The following is a 15,586-nucleotide window of genomic DNA, read 5'->3' as shown; positions in this document are numbered from 1 at the left end:
GACCCCGCGGAGTCGACAGTGGACCGGCCCCGCACCACAGTGCCGGGACGCCGCCGGTCAGGAGCCCGACGAGCCCCGGTCCTCGAACTCGTAGGTGGTGGTCAGGGCCTCCGGCAGGTCGGGGACGAGGGCGTTCGTGCCGTCGACGACCTGCACGTAGCGCCTGCCCTGAAGGATCGAGTAGCTGCCGTCGGCGACCCGGTCGATGATGAAGAGCTGCGTCGCCGCGTCCGGGTCACAGCCGCGGGCACGGACGCTGCCCGGCGCGGCGTCGTGCACGACGGTCATGCAGACCTGGCCGGCTCCGGCCGGGGTGGCCGCCTCGATCCGGAACGCCTTTCCCGCCGGCCGCAGGACCCACAGCGCCCGGTCGTCGACGCCCGCCCCGGCGGTGGCCCGTACGCGGTCGCCGTCCGGGTCGGTCGCCAGCGCTGCCCCGCCGAGGCCGGGAACCACGATCCGGACCTGTCGGCGACCGGCGAGGATGTCCTGCGGTCCCGCCGGTGCGGTCTGGCTCGGGGTGGTCTCGGCCGGGGTGGTCTCGCTCGGGGTGGGGGGCGACACCACGCCCGCCGGGCCACCGGTCGGCGTCGTGACGTCGGCGCGTACCCGCAGCACTGTGGTGCCGACGGTCGCGACCAGCACGGCCAGCCCCACGCCGGTGACGGCTGCGCGACGTCGCCGCCGCCGGTCGCTGCGCCCCCGCAGCGTCGAAGCCGGGGGCAGGGTGGTGACGCGTCGGACCTCGTCGACTATCGCCCGCAGGTCGTCGTGCGGATCAGCCATGGGAGGTTCCCTCCTGGTTCGCCTCGGTCAGCAACCCGGCCATCGCGCGGCGACCACGGGCGAGGTACGTCTTGACGGTCCCGACGGGCGCCCGCATCTCGGCTGCCACCTCGGCGACGCTGAGGTCGTTCAGGTGGTGCAGCACGACGGCGCGGCGCTCGTTGGCGCTGAGCCGTTGCAACGCCTGGATCAGCGCCACGTGGTCCTCGCTGAGGCCGGGCACGCTCTGGTCGACGGCGGCCCGGTGGTGGGCACGGATCCGGTTGAACGTCTTACGCCAGCTGCTCACCGCCGCCCGGGAGGCCACCGCGCGGACCCACGCCTCCGGGCTGTCCGCCTCCCGGACGGTGTGCCAGCGCTGCCAGGCCCGCATGAACGCCTCCGCGACGGCGTCCTCGGCCTCGCTGCGGTTGCCGGTCAGCGCGTAGACGTGACCCACGATCCGCCCGGCGCAGGCGGCGTAGAGGGCATCGAACTCCTCAGCATCACGCATCCGACCTGCGCCCCTCCGAAGCCTCGTCCCCCTGGTCACCGCGCATGGAACTCGCCGCGTCGATCCGGCCGCCCCTCGGCGGGGTCGGTTTGTGACCACGGTCACACCCGCGAAGATCAACCGGCGGGCGGGCCCAGGCGTCATCGTGCCGTCCCGGGAGACGCCCGTGGCGGAGAGGACGATGTGCGACGACGTCAACGACGCGCCCTGACGGCCGGGGTGCTCGCGACAGCACTGGTCGCGGCGGGCCTGACGGCCAACCCGGCGAGCGCGCAGGTGCGGCCGGCGGCCACCGTCTCCGGCACGCCCAGCAGGCCCGGCACGCCCGGCACCTTCACGTTGATCACCGGCGACCGGGTGTCCGTCGACGCGGCCGGCCGCCCGGCGATCGAGCGGGGAACGGGACGGACCGCGATGCGGTTCGTGACAAGCCGCGAGGGTGGCCACCAGTTCGTCATCCCGGTGGACGCCATGCCGCTCCTGCGCGACGGGCGGCTCGACCGGCGGCTGTTCGACCTCACCACGCTCGCCGAGTTCGGCTACGACGACCGGGCGGCCGAGTTGCCGCTGCTGGTGGCGTACCCCGCAAAGGGCGCGGCGGGGGCGCGGACCGCTACCCTCGGAGGCGACGGGCGTGTGCGGGCCGACCTGCCCGCCGCCCACGCCCTCGCGGTGCGGGCGGGCCGCGACGACCGGGTGACGCTGTGGTCGTCGCTCACCCGGGGCACGTCGATGGCCCGCACGCTCACCGACGGGGTCAGCGCCATCTGGCTCGACGGCAAGCGGCGGGTGACGCTGGACCGCAGCGTGCCGCAGATCGGCGCCCCGGCGGCCTGGCAGGCCGGCTTCGACGGCACCGGCGTCACCGTCGGCGTGCTGGACACCGGCATCGACGCCACCCACCCCGACTTCGCCGGGCACCTCACCGAGGTCCGGGACTTCACCGGCGGCGGCGACCCCGCCGACGCGGTCGGGCACGGCACCCACGTGGCGTCGACAATCGTGGGCAGCGGCGCCGCGTCCGGTGGCCGGTACCGGGGCGTCGCGCCGGGTGCGAAGCTGCTCGTCGGCAAGGTCTGCGCCACCACCGAGTGCCAGGACTCGGACATCATCACCGGCATGCAGTGGCTCGCCCCGCAGACCAGGGTGGTCAACCTGAGCGTGGGCGGCGACGACGCGCCCGGCCTCGACCCCCTGGAGACGGCGGTGCAGGACCTCAGCCGCCAGTACGGCACGCTTTTCGTGGTCGCCGCCGGAAACGAGGGCAAGCCGAAGTCCGTGTCCTCGCCGGCGTCCGCCGACGACGCGCTCGCCGTGGCGGCCGTCGACGCCGACGACCAGCGGGCGTACTTCTCCAGCCGGGGCCCGCGCGTCGGCGACAATCACATCAAGCCCGAGATCAGCGCGCCGGGCGTCGACATCGTCGCGGCGGCCCCCGGCGGCGACTACGCCACCATGTCGGGCACGTCGATGGCCACCCCGCACGTGGCGGGCAGCGCCGCGATCCTCGCCGGCCAGCACCCGGACTGGACCGGCCCGCAGCTCAAGGCAGCGCTGATGGACTCGGCCAAGCCGACCGGCGCGGACACCCTCTACGAGCAGGGCGCCGGACGGGTCGACATCGCCCGCGCGGTCGCCCAGCCGGTCGCCGCCGACGTGGCCGCCATCGACTTTCCCGTCCAGCGCTGGCCACACGCCGACGACACCCCCGTCACCCGGGTCGTCGGCTACCGCAACACCGGCGCCGCGCCGGTCACCCTGTCGCTGACCGTCGCCCCCGCGCCGGCCGGCATGCTCACCGTCAGCCCGACCACGCTCGTGGTGCCGGCCGGCGGACGGGCCGAGGCCACGATCACCGTGGACACCCGGGTCGACGCCGCCGACGGCGTCTACCAGGGCGCCGTGGTCGCCACCGGCGCCGGCGACCTGCGGGTACGCACGCCGTTCGCCCTCAACCGCGAGATCGAGAGTTACGACGTCGCGCTCCCCCACACGGGTCGGGACGGGAAACCGGCCACCGAGTACACGACAGTCGCGGCGAACCTCACCACCGGCGAGTTCAGCACCCTCACCGCCGAGCCGGGCGGCGGCACGCTGCGGCTGCCCGTCGGCCGCTACGCGCTCTACAGCACCATCCACGAGGGAAGCGCCTCGACGCTGCTCGTCCAGCCGGTCCTGGACGTCCACGGCCCGGTGACCGAGGCCGTCGACGCCCGTACCGCCAGGCCCGTCGCACTGACCGTGCCGCAGCGCGACGCCGCGCCCACCGCGATCAACGTGAGCGCGAACTGGGACGACGGCTTGCGCTACCCGGGCGTCCAGCTCAGCGGGGTGTCGTTCGCGGACGTGTTCTTCGGCCGGATCGGACCCGCCGTCGCCGCCCCCGAGTTCACCGCGACGCTCGGCGTCGGGCTCGCCCGCCCCGGTCGGGACGGGACCTTCCGCAACAGCCCCTACACGTACGACCTCGCCTACGTCCGCCAGGGCGACATGTTCACCGGCCTGTCGACGAAGCTGACGCCGAAGAACCTCGCCACCGTCACCGCTACCTACCGCCGCCAGTCCAGCACGGCGACGGCGGTCCGCTTCCACCGCGCGGCGGCGACCGGTGGATCCGGCCCGATCGGGTCGCACACGCCCATCGACCTGCCCTTTCACGGCACGGAGTACTACAACACCGACGGCGGTCTCACCTGGACCTCCACGTTCGTCGAGGGCGACAACTCCACCATGCAGGAGTCGTCCCTCCAACCGGGACGGACGTACACCCAGACCTGGAATGCGGCACCGTTCGGCCCGTCGGTGACCCAGGCGCCGACCCTGAGCCCCCTGGGGTACGCGGGGCGCGACGGCGACACCATCTCGATCGCGTCGCTGCCGCTGTTCGGTGACGCGACCGGCCGGCCCGCCAGCCGCGACGACCTGCCGGTCGAGGTCCGGCTGTTCCGCAACGGCACCCGGATCGGCACCTCGGACAGTCCGTGGGCGGAGTTCACGGTGCCCGCCGGCAAGGCCGACTACCGGCTGGAGGCGACCGCCCGGCGCGGCGCCCCGGACACGCTGTCGACGTCGGTCGCGGTGGCCTGGACGTTCACCTCCGCGCACACCTCGGCGCCGCAGCGGCTGCCATTGACCACGGCCCGCCCGACGCCGAAGCTCGACGACACCAACACCGCCCGGGCGGGCCGGATCATGGCCATTCCGGTGAGCCTGGACCGGCAGGCCGGCTCCTCGGCCGCGCCCAACCGGAAGCTCGGCGTCTCGGCGTCGTTCGACGACGGCAGGACGTGGGTCGCACTGCCGGTGGTGGGCGGCGCCGCGCTCATCGCGCACCCACGGCGGGCCGGTTTCGTGTCGCTGCGCGTGACGGCCACCGACACCGCCGGCAACACGGTGACGCAGACGGTGCTGCGGGCCTACCGGACCGCGTGAGCTGTGGAGTCCGGGGCGGCAACCGTCGCCCCGGACTCCCCGCTCGTGTCGCCGGCCGCCCGCCGTTCGGTCTCGGCGGCGTCGCCGCCGGCAGTCCGGCGGCTCTCAGGAGTCGGCCGGCACGCCGGCCTCGAGCTGGCCGATCATCGGCGCGAGGAGGTCGTTGAGCTCCCGGGCCAGCACCGTTACCGCCCTGCGCGCCGCGGCCGCCACCTGATCCTGCGGCCCGGCAGGCGCCGGCGGCAGCTCACCGAGCGGAACCGGCGCCTCGACCTGGAGCAGCGCGCGCAGGTGCGGGCGGCGCGTCACGTCCTGCTCCGACGGGGTCGTGTACTGGCCGAACATCCGCGGCCAGTCCTGCCAGCCCCTGTCGCGTTGCCACTGCTTGGTCCAGGTCAGCTCCGCCGGCCAGCGGGAGATCACCGTGACCGCGCACACCATGCCCCCGTCCCACGGGCTGCGCGCGCAGGACGCCGACAGGATCCGCCGGTGCCAGCGGACGTAACCCGGCTCCAGCTCACCCGCGATCCGCCACGCGGTCGCCGCGAAACTCACCGGCGCGATGTCGTCCCAGCTGGGAGCGAACTCGTCGATCCGCCTCAGCACCTCGGCCTCGTAACGGCCACGACCGTCAACGCCGTGCTCCCGGTCGAAGTTCTCGTCGAGCCAGAAAGCGCGCGGTTCCGGCATGGTCATCCCCGTTCACAGCGGCCACCTCTTCGGACATCGTAGGGACCGCACGCTCCGCCGTGGCGCATGTTCGCTCTCAGCGGCACACTCCCGCCACCCGACGCCGGCCGGCTCCTCCACGCGGCTGCTGCTAGCGTGATCGGCTTCCACACCGTGATCACGGGGGAACGACCAGTCGCACGATTACGCCCAGGAGCAGGCCATCGACACCGCCGAGACGATCACCCTGTGGCGGCCCACCGGGCAGGCCGAACTCGACCTCGTGGCGGCGTCCGGGTGGCGTGCCTGGCCACCACGTCTTCCCGACCAGCCGATCTTCTATCCGGTGCTCAACCGCTGGTACGCCACGAAGATCGCGCGGGACTGGAACGTTCCCGCCGGGGGCGTCGGATACGTGACCCGGTTCGACGTCCAGCGGTCGTACCTGGACCGTTACGACGTCCACCAGGTCGGCGGCCGGGACGTCCTGGAGTACTGGATCCCCGCCGAGGAGCTTGACGCCTTCAACGACCACATCGTCGGCGCGATCGTCGAGGAGGCCGACTACCGCGGCCCGGTGGACGACCAGGAGTTCACCGACGCCGAGGTGGCGCTGGGTCGTGCTCTGCCCGCCGCCTGGCGCAGCTATCTGCAGGGTGGGTCGTGGTTACGACGAGGCTGGATGACCACCGGCACCTACGTCTGGCTCAACACGCCCCGCCAGACGATCGAGCTGGGGGACGTGTCGGGCGACGACACCCACCCAGGTATCGCGATCATCGGCGGTGACGGCGCCCGGGAGCAACTCGTGCTCGACCTGCGAAGCGAGACCATGCCGGTGCTGCTGGTGGACCTCACGAGCGGTGGCTGGGACAGCGCCGTCCGGCAGGCCGACGACGTGAGCGAGTTCGTCAGTCGCGTCGAGGCGGGCACCTTCGAATTCACCTTCGCCGTGTAGCGGCGAGTCGGACCGCGCCGTCAGCCGACGAACACACAGAAGGGGTGGCCGGCCAGGTCGGCGTACGCGTGCGAGGCTTGCGCGGTGACCGACTTCGACATCCGCGCGGCCACCCCGGCCGACGCCGACTTCCTGGTGGACATTCTCGTCGAGGCCGTCAACTGGCTACCCGAGCGCGACTGGCCGCGCGAGCGGATCCTCGCCGATCCCGCGCTGGCCCACTACGTCACGGGGTGGATGCGGCCCACCGACGTCGGTGTGGTCGCGGTCGACCCCGCTCACCGGCCGCTCGGCGCCGCCTGGTTCCGCCACCTGAGCGCCGAAGATCCCGGCTACGGGTACGTCGCCGACGACGTGCCGGAGCTGACCATCGGAGTGCTCCGAGCCTGGCGAGGGCGGGGTGTCGGCCGGGCGCTGCTGCGCGCCGTCCTGGACGCCGCCCGGGACCGCGGCATCCGTACCGTGTCGCTGAGCGTGGAGCGGGCGAACGCGGCCGTCCGTCTCTACGCGTCCGAGGGGTTCCGCACGGTCGAGTCGTTCGAGAACGCGGACACCATGGTCGCCGAGGTCGGGGCCTGACTCTCGCGGCTCAGTCGAGGTGTTCGGCCAGCCCGACGATGATGCCCTCCGGGCCACGCACGTAACAGAGCAGGAAGATGTCCTCGTACCGCTCGACGTCGCCGACGAGTTCGGCCCCGTGGGCGCGCAGCCGGGCGATGACGTCCTCGATGTCGTCGACGGCAAACATGATCCGGCGAATCCCCAGCGTGTTCGCGGGCGCGTTCTCCGGTGCCTGGCTGATCGCCTTCGGCGTGTGGAACATCGCCAGCTCGACCTTGCCGTGACCGTCCGGGGTCCGCAGCATCGCCACCTCCTGCCGGACGTCGTCGATGCCGATCACACGCTCCACCCACCGCCCCTCGACCGGCCCCCTGCCCTCCAACTCCATGCCGAGTTCGACGAAGAACGCGATGACAGCGTCAAGGTCGTTGACAACAATGAGGACGTTGTCCATCCGCTGGATCGCCATGGGGGATCTCCTCGCTCTGGTGCGCCGCCGTGGTCGCATCCTCCCCTGAGACGAAGCCGCCAGGGCGTTCTCGACACGCAATGGCGGCCTGGTTGGGTCGCATCGCCGGATCGACCTACCGAGGTGATCTCAGCCCGAGCGCGCTGTGTTCGACGACCCCCGCGGGCAGGTCGGTGCGTCCCGACTCCTGAGTGGTCAGCGCCCCCAGCGCGGAGATGCGCCAACGAACACGTTCCACTTCTCGTCCATGTCGCGGGCCCGGTAACCGAGTGTGATCCGCTTCCACTGCTCGTCGGACCAGGCTCGGACCGGAGGTGTCGCCACCGACATCGGTGCCACTATCGGCGAGACACGGCGCAGCGACGACCGGGTGACCGGCGAAGGTTCGATCATCGGCAGATCCTACGAGTCCACTCGATGGTCGCCGCCAGGACAACCGCCCCCGGAGTTGGGGCGTCCGATGTTAGGTTCGCCGGCATGATTCGGCAGATCACGGCAGGTGAGTTTCACGCAGCCGACGGTGTGGAGGACTGGCGCTGCCTGTATCACCTGGTCTCCGCCCATTTCCCCACCGGATCGTTGACCGAGGGCATCGCTCTCGTCGATGAGATCGGCCGACTCGTCGACGAGGCCGAGCAGCGAATTCTGGCAATCGACCTACGCGGCACCGGGGTCACCGTGTCCCTGTCCCGGCGCGATGCCGGGCTGGCCCGGCGGATCTCGACCGCCGCCAGGGAGCGGGGCCTCTCCGCCGATCCGACCGCCGTGCAGGTCATCAATCTCACCCTCGACGCGCTCGTCGGCGCCGACGTGCTGCCGTTCTGGCGTGCGGTGCTCGGCTACTCCCAGATCGGCGACGACTACCTCTACGACCCGTCGCGCCGCGGCCCCGGCTTCGGCGTACAGCAGATGGACGAGCCCCGCCCGCAGCGCAACCGCATGCATCTCGACATCGCTGTTCCGCACGATCAGGCCGAGGCGCGCATCGCCGCCGCCCTGGCCGCCGGCGGCCACCTGGTCTCCGACGCGCACGCGCCAATGTGGTGGGTTCTGGCCGACGCGGAGGGCAACGAGGTGTGCGTCGCCACCTGGGTCGGCCGCGACCGCGCAGCGCCCTGAGCTGCGGCCCGAAGGCACGGGCCCCACCGCTTCGGGGTGCCCCATAGGGTCGGGGCATGACGCCAGCCCCTGCCGCCACCGCCTTCGACTCGCTCCGCCTCGACGCCGTGCCCGACCAGCAGACGCTGCGCCAGGCCTACGCCCTACCCAGCGAGGCGGCCGTACGGAAACAGATGACCGAACTCACCGCGCAGACCCGAGCGTTGATCGGCTGCGCATCGCTGGTCCTGGTCGCGAGCGTGGACGCCGACGGCAACTGCGACGTCTCCCCGCGCGGCGGCCCCGCCGGGTTCGTGGCCGTCCTGGACGCACGGACGCTGGCGATACCGGACGCGACCGGCAACAAGCGCCTGGACACTCTGCAGAACGTCATCGCCACCGGACGGGCCGGACTGCTGTTCATCATCCCGGGGCGCACCACGACGCTTCGGGTGAACGGCCGGGCCTGCGTCTCCACTCGCCCCGACCTGCTGTCACAGCTGACCGCCGTGGGCAAGCCGCCGGCCAGTGCACTGGTGGTGGGAATCGACGAGGTCTACCCGCACTGCCCCAAGTCGCTCCTGCGCACCGGAGTCTGGGATCCGGAGCGGTGGCTGCCAGCGGACGCGCAGCCGACCTCGGCCGAGGTGACGCTGGCCCAGCTGCGGATGCCGGAGCTGACGATCGCCGACATCGAGCAGGCCGAGGCGGACGCGCTGAAGTACCGGTACGAGTGACAGGCCGCGCGCCGCGCGCCCGACCGTTACGGTGCACTCCCCGCCCACGGCAAGAGGACAACGATGGACAACCGGACGGACCCGATCGAGATCATCGCCCGGGTCTCGGAGAACGACGGCAAGCAACGCGCCTTCGAGGTCTGGCTCTACAAGGCCCAGAAGGAAGGCTGGCCCGTCACGGTGGAGTCGACCGCCGTCGACCAGCCAGGCGACGGGTGCGGAGTCGTCGACATCGAGGGCCTGAAGTACCGGATCCGCCACGCGAAGCGAGTCCGGCAGCGAGTCGCCATCGTGCCGGCAGGGCGACATCTGATCGCCGCCGCCGCCAACCTGGCCACGGGTGACTCCGACGGCATCACCTGGACCTGGGAGTTCGGTCACGCGGCCTGGGCTGAGCCGATGATCGAGGAACACTAACGCGGGCAGCATCGCCACCGAGCCGGCGGTACGCTCCACCCCCTTCGGCTCTGGCGAGTCTGTCGCATCCCTGTGCTCTACTCCCGCCATGCATGTCGTCGTCACGGGCGCACTCGTTGAAAACGGCTCGGTCCTGCTCGTACACCGCAGGCCGACCAAACGGGCCTACCCCGATGTCTGGGACCTGCCCGGCGGGCTGGTCGAAGCGGGTGAGTCGGAACTACAGGCCCTCGGACGCGAGATGCACGAGGAACTCGGTGTGCACATCGTGACGGAGTCCGCCGCACGGCTGGGCGTCGTGCATGACGGCACTGGTGCGGACGCCCTTCACGCGGGCGTCTGGCACATCGGGGACTGGGCCGGCACTCCGACCAACCGCGCACCCGAGGAGCACGACGACATGGCGTGGTTCGCGATCAGCGCGCTGGCCGGCCTTCCGCTCGCGCATGGCATCCTGGCGGCAATGGTCCATGCTTTGCCTGAGTTCGAGTGCGACCGCCGGCAGTCGGATGCCACCGACGGCGACCAGGACGCCCGAGGAACAAGGTCCGCCTGTCGTGCCTGCGCTGGGACGGTTTCGTCAGGCACGCGACAGGCCTAGGGTTTCCCGCGCCGCCGTAGCTGTCCCCGGTGGCTTTCGAGGCGTACGCGTCAGCCCGGTCTACGAGTCGTCCCGGCCCTGCCAGGTCGTCACACACGCCTCGTTACCCTCGATGTCGGCGAGGACCCAGAATGCGGGGGCATGGGACGCGGATACAAGTCGACCGCCGGCGGCCAGCGCGGCTTCGATCCGTCGTGGCGCCTCGTCGTGCGGGACACAGATGTCCAAGTGGATGCGATTCCGGTCCGGGCGTGGCTGATCCATGTGCTGAAACCAGATCGCCGGACCCTGCCCGACCGGGTCGACGATCGGATCCGTGGGACCGTCGGCTCCCGCCTCATCCGTGTAGCCCAGCACGGCCTTCCAGAACGGCCGGACCGCCGCGATGTCGAGCGCGTCGATAGCGATCTCCACCAGCTGGACCGACCGCGGCGCTCCCGTACCAATCTCAGGATCCGTCCGGAGCCCGACGATCCGCATCGCGGCGGAAAGCCGATGCGCGAGGTCGATGTCGCAAGCGGTAAGCGCCGCCTGATCCAACGACTGCAGAGTCAGGACCACCCGGTCCGGCCGGATGTCAGCGCGTAGGTGCCGATCGGCGTCGCTACCGCACGCCGCCACCGCGCGAGCCACCACCTCGGTTGCCTGGACCAATGAACCGACGGGAACCGAGGTGCGCAACGCGCCCAGCAAATACCGCCACCCCTGGTCGCTTACCGCGTCCGAGGCCGCCCGTCGCCCCAGTGTCCGTTCCATGTAGGCATCCTCACATGCGCGCCTGGAGGGGGAGTTCCGCACGCTGGCAAGTGCGGCGCCAGGAAGAAGACCGGCCAGCGTTGCGGGAACGCCACGGGTGGCGGTCGCTGCGCCGCCACCAGAACAGACGTGCGTGGCACGTAATGGGGAGGACGACCGTGAGCGCGCCTGGCAGGGTGAACTGGTGCCGGATATCGACCCAACTGACGCGGAGTACCTCCGCGAGATAGAGCTCCTTGCCAATGACGTCGTCGATCGGGCGCTGGACGAGGGCTGGCTGAGCTTTGATCCCGATCCTGACGATGCGACGCCTCTCCAGCGTGCCGTCAACGCGCTGGGACGCCAGCTGCGGCACTACCACTTCGAGGATGACGGCTGCGTCGAACCGGACGCCCCGCTGGTCGGTCTAGCCGGAGCACTCCTGGTTCGTCCCACGACCGTCCTGAGCGAGCAGGAGTACATCGACATCTGCGAGCGACTCGGCGTTGAGGCACGGCCGCAGGGGTGGGCGTTGTGGCACACCTGGGATCAGAAGGGCCGACGGATCACCATGGTCACGACGAGGATCAGCACCACTGAAGAAATGCTGCTGGTCTGGTCAAAAGGCCGCCATATGGTCCCGATCAAACCGCCACGTGCCGCGGTGGCAGCCACCGTCAGGGGTTGGCTTGGACCGGCGGTCGAATCTCCCGGATACGCGGCCGAGACGGGAGTAACGGAACGGGCCGTCGCTGGTTCCGTGCCACCGCGCGCGACAGGTGGGTCTACAACGGCCCCGTCGAGCCACAGATAGGAGGGCATCCAGCCGAATGTGTCACCCACGTCTTGAGACTGATCTGTCACGCGGGTCCTGAGACACGACATCGCTGACAGCCCGGCCGGCCCGGTCAGAGGCCGAGGCTGACCTGATGCTCGACCGTAATTGCAGGTCAGCGAGGCTGCGGCCGTCACTTGGCGTTGAAGTAGCTCGCCTCCGGGTGGTGGACCACGATGGCGTCGGTGGCCTGCTCCGGCATCAGCTGGAACTCCTCGGACAGCTCCACGCCGATCCGCTCTGACCCCAGCAGGTCCACGATCTTCGCCCGGTCCTCCAGGTCGGGGCAGGCCGGGTAGCCGAACGCGTACCGGCAGCCCCGGTAGTCGTTGCGCAGGATGCCCGCCAGGTCCGTCGGGTCGTCGTGGCCCAGCGGACGCCCGTCGGGCAGGGTCAGCTCGGCGCGGATGCGCCGGTGCCAGTACTCGGCCAGGGCCTCGGTGAGCTGCACGGACAGCCCGTGCACCTCCAGGTAGTCGCGGTACTCGTTGCGGGCGAACAGCTTCGCGGCGTACTCGCTGACGGGTTGCCCGACGGTGACCAGTTGCAGCGCGACCACATCGAGCTGGTCGCCCTTGGGCTTGAAGAAGTCGGCCAGGCAGAGCCGACGCTCCTGGCGCTGGCGGGGGAAGGAGAACCGGGCGCGCTCCGCGTGCCCGTTCTCGTCGAGCACCACCAGGTCATTGCCTTCGGAGTACGCGGGGAAGTAGCCGTACACCACAGCCGCTTCGAGGATCTGGTCGGCGATCAGCCGGTCCAACCAGTACCGCAGGCGCGGGCGACCCTCGGTCTCCACCAGCTCGTCGTACGACGGGCCGTTGCCGCCGCGGGCGCCGTTGAGCCCCCACTGCCCGCGGAACGTGGCCCGCTCGTCGAGCAGCGCCGCGTAGTCGGCCATCGGCACACCCTTGACCACCCGGGTGCCGAAGAACGGCGGGGTGGGCACCTCCACGTCCAGCGCCACATCGGAGCGGACCGACGAGTCGTGCAGCTCCGGCAGGGACTCGGTGACCATGGACCGCTGTCGTTCCCGGCGGGCACGACGGGCCGCCAGGGCCGCCTCGCGCTCCGGGTCGATGACCGGGGCGCCGCCGCGCTTGGCGGTCATCACCTTGTCCATCAGGGACAGACCCTCGAACGCGTCCCGCGCGTAGTGCACCTGCCCGGGGAACATCGACCGCAGGTCGTCCTCGACGTACGCGCGGGTCAGCGCCGCCCCGCCGAGCAGGACCGGCCAGCGCTCCGCGACCCCGCGCGTGGCCATCTCGGCCAGGTTTTCCTTCATGATGACTGTGCTCTTGACCAGCAGCCCGGACATGCCGATCGCGTCGGCGCGGTGCTGCTCGGCGGCGTCGAGGATGGCGCTGATCGGCTGCTTGATGCCGATGTTGACGACCTCGTAGCCGTTGTTGGACAGGATGATGTCCACGAGGTTCTTGCCGATGTCGTGCACGTCGCCGCGCACGGTGGCCAGCACGATCCGGCCCTTGCCGCCGTCCTCGGTGGTTTCCATGTGCGGCTCCAGGTACGCCACAGCGGTCTTCATCACCTCGGCGGACTGGAGCACGAACGGCAGCTGCATCTGCCCGGAGCCGAACAGCTCACCGACGACCTTCATGCCGTCCAGAAGGATGTCGTTGATGATCGACAGCGGGGACCGGCCGCCGGCCATCGCCTCGTCCAGGTCGGCCTCCAGGCCGTTGCGCTCACCGTCGATGATGCGCCGCTTGAGCCGCTCGTCCAGCGGAAGCGCCGCCAGCTCCTGCGCCCGGGTGGCCCGCGCGCTGGTCACGTCGACGCCCTCGAAGAGCTCCAGGAAGCGCTGCACCGGGTCGTACCCCTCGCGACGCCTGTCGTAGACCAGGTCCAGCGCGACCTCGCGCTGCTCGTCGGGGATCTTCGACATCGGCAGGATCTTGCTGGCGTGCACGATTGCCGACGTCAGGCCGGCCTGCACGCACTCGTGCAGGAACACCGAGTTGAGCACCTGGCGGGCCGCCGGGTTGAGGCCGAAGGAGATGTTCGAGATGCCCAGGGTGAAGTTGACCCCCGGGTAGCGGGTGGAGATCTCCCGGATCGCCTCGATCGTCTCGAGGCCGTCGCGGCGGGTCTCCTCCTGACCGGTGGCGATCGGGAACGTCAGCGCGTCGATCAGGATGTCGGCGCGGTCCATGCCCCACCGGCCGGTCAGGTCGTCGATCAGCCGCGCCGCGACCCGGACCTTCCACTCCTTCGTACGCGCCTGGCCCTCCTCGTCGATGAGCAGCGCCACCACGGCGGCGCCGTGCTCGCGCACGACAGGCATTACTCGGGCGTAGCGGGAGTCGGGGCCGTCGCCGTCCTCGAAGTTCACCGAGTTGACCACGCAGCGGCCGCCGAGCATCTCCAACCCGGCCTCCACCACGTTCGGCTCGGTGGAGTCCAGCATGATCGGCAGGGTGGACGCGGTGGCGAACCGGCCGGCCAGCTCGCGCATGTCCTGGGTGCCGTCGCGGCCGACGTAGTCCACGCACAGGTCCAGCAGGTGCGAACCGTCGCGTGCCTGACTGCGGGCGATCTCCACACAGGCCCGCCAGTCACCGGCGAGCATCGCCTCCCGGAACGCCTTGGAACCGTTGGCGTTGGTCCGCTCCCCCACCATCAGCACCGACGCGTCCTGAGCGAACGGCACCGGGTGGTAGACCGACGAGACACCCGCCTCGTGCTGCGGCTCGCGCGCCGGGGCGGTGACGCCGTGCAGACGCTCGGCCAGCACCCGGATGTGCTCCGGCGTGGTGCCGCAGCAGCCGCCGACGAGCCCCACGCCGTACTCGGTGATGAACCGTTCCAGAGCGTCGGCCAGCTCCACGGGAGTCAGCGGGAAGTACGCCCCGTCGGCGGTCAGCACCGGCAGGCCGGCGTTCGGCATCACCGACAGCGGGATCCGGGAGTGCTGCGACAGGAAGCGCAGGTGCTCACTCATCTCGGCCGGGCCGGTGGAGCAGTTGAGGCCGATCAGGTCCACCCCGAGCGGCTCGATCGCAGCCAGGGCCGCGCCGATCTCGCTGCCCACCAGCATCGTGCCGGTGGTCTCCACCGCCACGTGACAGATGATCGGCACCTGCTGCCCCAGCTCGGCCATCGCCCGCTTCGACCCGACGACCGCAGCCTTGACCTGCAACAGGTCCTGGCAGGTCTCGATGATCAACGCGTCCGCGCCGCCGACGATCAGACCGGCGGCGTTCTCCTGGTAGGCGTCGCGCAGGGTCGCGTAGCCGGCGTGCCCGAGGGTGGGCAGCTTGGTGCCCGGCCCGATCGAGCCGAGCACGAACCGGGGCCGGGCCGGGGTGCTGGCCGCGTCGGCCGCCTCCCGGGCGATCCGGGCGCCGGCCTCGGCCAGCTCGCGGATGCGGTGCGGGATGTCGTACTCACCGAGGTTGGCCAGGTTGGCGCCGAAGGTGTTGGTCTCCACGCAGTCCGCGCCGGCGGCCAGATAGGCGTCGTGCACCCCCCGCACCACGTCGGGACGCGTCACGTTGAGGATCTCGTTGCACCCTTCGAGCCCGTCGAAGTCGTCGAGCGTGAGGTCAGCGGCCTGCAACATCGTGCCCATCGCCCCGTCGGCGATGAGGATCCGATCGGCCAGCACATCCAGCAACGAAGTCCGCACCCGTTCAGGTTAGTGCGGTCCTGCGCGAACCCGAGCGCCGTCCGCGCCCGATCCCATATTGTGTCGGGCGGATCACGCTGTCCGGTTCGCCGCCGTATGCCCGGTGGTGGACCGGGCGGACCGGCGCGGCCGACGGGCCGCATCCC

14 protein-coding genes and 1 pseudogene are annotated in these 15,586 nt (G+C 71.1%); 8 read left to right on the top strand and 7 right to left on the bottom strand.

Going from position 1 to position 15,586, the window contains the following annotated elements; genetic code table 11:
* Positions 1-57: 57 nt before the first annotated feature.
* A complete protein-coding gene (locus ACLQ27_RS00915) occupies positions 58-786 on the bottom strand; it encodes a hypothetical protein (protein WP_425865317.1) in 729 nt (242 codons plus the stop codon).
* Positions 779-1,279: a SigE family RNA polymerase sigma factor gene (locus ACLQ27_RS00910; protein ID WP_357490232.1), complete on the bottom strand. Its 501-nt coding sequence runs from the start codon at positions 1,277-1,279 to the stop codon at positions 779-781. The genes ACLQ27_RS00915 and ACLQ27_RS00910 overlap by 8 nt, the downstream gene beginning before the upstream one ends.
* Before the next feature lie 183 nt (positions 1,280-1,462).
* On the opposite strand from ACLQ27_RS00910, the gene ACLQ27_RS00905 reads away from it, so the two are divergent.
* Positions 1,463-4,711: a S8 family peptidase gene (locus ACLQ27_RS00905; RefSeq protein ID WP_425865316.1), complete on the top strand. Its 3,249-nt coding sequence runs from the start codon at positions 1,463-1,465 to the stop codon at positions 4,709-4,711.
* A 105-nt stretch (positions 4,712-4,816) separates the two neighbouring features.
* Here ACLQ27_RS00905 and ACLQ27_RS00900 read toward each other — a convergent pair whose 3' ends face one another.
* Complete coding sequence (locus ACLQ27_RS00900) at positions 4,817-5,401, bottom strand: hypothetical protein (RefSeq protein WP_425865315.1); 585 nt, start codon at positions 5,399-5,401, stop codon at positions 4,817-4,819.
* A gap of 202 nt (positions 5,402-5,603) precedes the next feature.
* Between ACLQ27_RS00900 and ACLQ27_RS00895 the strand changes: the two are divergent.
* Both ACLQ27_RS00895 and ACLQ27_RS00890 read left to right on the top strand, forming a co-directional pair.
* Positions 5,604-5,930: pseudogene (locus ACLQ27_RS00895) on the top strand (ADP-ribosylation/crystallin J1); the annotation flags it as partial.
* Positions 5,931-6,422: 492 nt separating this feature from the next.
* Entirely contained in the window at positions 6,423-6,917 is a 495-nt protein-coding gene (locus ACLQ27_RS00890; RefSeq protein WP_425865314.1) for a GNAT family N-acetyltransferase, read from the top strand.
* A gap of 10 nt (positions 6,918-6,927) precedes the next feature.
* On the opposite strand, the gene ACLQ27_RS00885 is transcribed toward ACLQ27_RS00890, so the two are convergent.
* Both ACLQ27_RS00885 and ACLQ27_RS00880 read right to left on the bottom strand, forming a co-directional pair.
* Positions 6,928-7,368: a VOC family protein gene (locus ACLQ27_RS00885; protein ID WP_357490224.1), complete on the bottom strand. Its 441-nt coding sequence runs from the start codon at positions 7,366-7,368 to the stop codon at positions 6,928-6,930.
* Between the two features lie 195 nt (positions 7,369-7,563).
* Positions 7,564-7,761: a hypothetical protein gene (locus ACLQ27_RS00880; RefSeq protein WP_425865313.1), complete on the bottom strand. Its 198-nt coding sequence runs from the start codon at positions 7,759-7,761 to the stop codon at positions 7,564-7,566.
* Positions 7,762-7,785: 24 nt separating this feature from the next.
* Here ACLQ27_RS00880 and ACLQ27_RS00875 point away from each other — a divergent pair, with 24 nt between their 5' ends.
* The 4 genes from ACLQ27_RS00875 to ACLQ27_RS00860 all read left to right on the top strand — a co-directional run bounded on the left by ACLQ27_RS00875 (position 7,786) and on the right by ACLQ27_RS00860 (position 10,221).
* Complete coding sequence (locus ACLQ27_RS00875; RefSeq protein WP_425865312.1) at positions 7,786-8,487, top strand: VOC family protein; 702 nt, start codon at positions 7,786-7,788, stop codon at positions 8,485-8,487.
* A gap of 56 nt (positions 8,488-8,543) precedes the next feature.
* On the top strand, positions 8,544-9,203 hold the full coding sequence (locus ACLQ27_RS00870) for an MSMEG_1061 family FMN-dependent PPOX-type flavoprotein (protein ID WP_425865311.1): 660 nt from the start codon (positions 8,544-8,546) through the stop codon (positions 9,201-9,203).
* A gap of 63 nt (positions 9,204-9,266) precedes the next feature.
* On the top strand, positions 9,267-9,620 hold the full coding sequence (locus tag ACLQ27_RS00865) for a hypothetical protein (protein WP_425865310.1): 354 nt from the start codon (positions 9,267-9,269) through the stop codon (positions 9,618-9,620).
* A gap of 88 nt (positions 9,621-9,708) precedes the next feature.
* Positions 9,709-10,221, top strand: coding sequence for an NUDIX domain-containing protein (locus tag ACLQ27_RS00860; protein ID WP_425865309.1), 513 nt, complete (start codon positions 9,709-9,711; stop codon positions 10,219-10,221).
* A gap of 60 nt (positions 10,222-10,281) precedes the next feature.
* On the opposite strand, the gene ACLQ27_RS00855 is transcribed toward ACLQ27_RS00860, so the two are convergent.
* The gene (locus tag ACLQ27_RS00855) at positions 10,282-10,977 is read right to left on the bottom strand and encodes a VOC family protein (protein WP_357490214.1); all 696 of its coding nucleotides are present in this window, start codon (positions 10,975-10,977) and stop codon (positions 10,282-10,284) included.
* Positions 10,978-11,074: 97 nt separating this feature from the next.
* Between ACLQ27_RS00855 and ACLQ27_RS00850 the strand changes: the two genes are divergently transcribed.
* Positions 11,075-11,770 carry a hypothetical protein gene (locus tag ACLQ27_RS00850; RefSeq protein ID WP_425865308.1) on the top strand — a complete coding sequence of 232 codons (696 nt, stop codon included), beginning with the start codon at positions 11,075-11,077 and terminating at the stop codon, positions 11,768-11,770.
* A 154-nt stretch (positions 11,771-11,924) separates the two neighbouring features.
* Here ACLQ27_RS00850 and metH read toward each other — a convergent pair whose 3' ends face one another.
* Positions 11,925-15,440 carry a methionine synthase gene (gene metH / locus ACLQ27_RS00845; RefSeq protein WP_425865307.1) on the bottom strand — a complete coding sequence of 1,172 codons (3,516 nt, stop codon included), beginning with the start codon at positions 15,438-15,440 and terminating at the stop codon, positions 11,925-11,927.
* Positions 15,441-15,586: the final 146 nt, after the last annotated feature.

The organism is Micromonospora sp. DT63, from assembly GCF_049841615.1.
In the GTDB taxonomy this organism is placed as follows: domain Bacteria; phylum Actinomycetota; class Actinomycetes; order Mycobacteriales; family Micromonosporaceae; genus Micromonospora.
The sequence above is the reverse complement of the archived record's forward strand: the minus strand, read 5'-3'. Positions and strand labels throughout refer to the sequence as shown.

Bases quoted from the DNA above. Each gene is read 5' to 3' on its own strand.
- ACLQ27_RS00915 (WP_425865317.1), bottom strand. From the start codon at position 786: ATGGCTGATCCGCACGACGACCTGCGGGCGATAGTCGACGAGGTCCGA.
- ACLQ27_RS00910 (WP_357490232.1), bottom strand. From the start codon at position 1,279: ATGCGTGATGCTGAGGAGTTCGATGCCCTCTACGCCGCCTGCGCCGGG.
- ACLQ27_RS00900 (WP_425865315.1), bottom strand. From the start codon at position 5,401: ATGCCGGAACCGCGCGCTTTCTGGCTCGACGAGAACTTCGACCGGGAG.
- ACLQ27_RS00885 (WP_357490224.1), bottom strand. From the start codon at position 7,368: ATGGCGATCCAGCGGATGGACAACGTCCTCATTGTTGTCAACGACCTT.
- ACLQ27_RS00880 (WP_425865313.1), bottom strand. From the start codon at position 7,761: ATGATCGAACCTTCGCCGGTCACCCGGTCGTCGCTGCGCCGTGTCTCG.
- ACLQ27_RS00875 (WP_425865312.1), top strand. From the start codon at position 7,786: ATGGTCGCCGCCAGGACAACCGCCCCCGGAGTTGGGGCGTCCGATGTT.
- ACLQ27_RS00870 (WP_425865311.1), top strand. From the start codon at position 8,544: ATGACGCCAGCCCCTGCCGCCACCGCCTTCGACTCGCTCCGCCTCGAC.
- ACLQ27_RS00865 (WP_425865310.1), top strand. From the start codon at position 9,267: ATGGACAACCGGACGGACCCGATCGAGATCATCGCCCGGGTCTCGGAG.
- ACLQ27_RS00860 (WP_425865309.1), top strand. From the start codon at position 9,709: ATGCATGTCGTCGTCACGGGCGCACTCGTTGAAAACGGCTCGGTCCTG.
- ACLQ27_RS00855 (WP_357490214.1), bottom strand. From the start codon at position 10,977: ATGGAACGGACACTGGGGCGACGGGCGGCCTCGGACGCGGTAAGCGAC.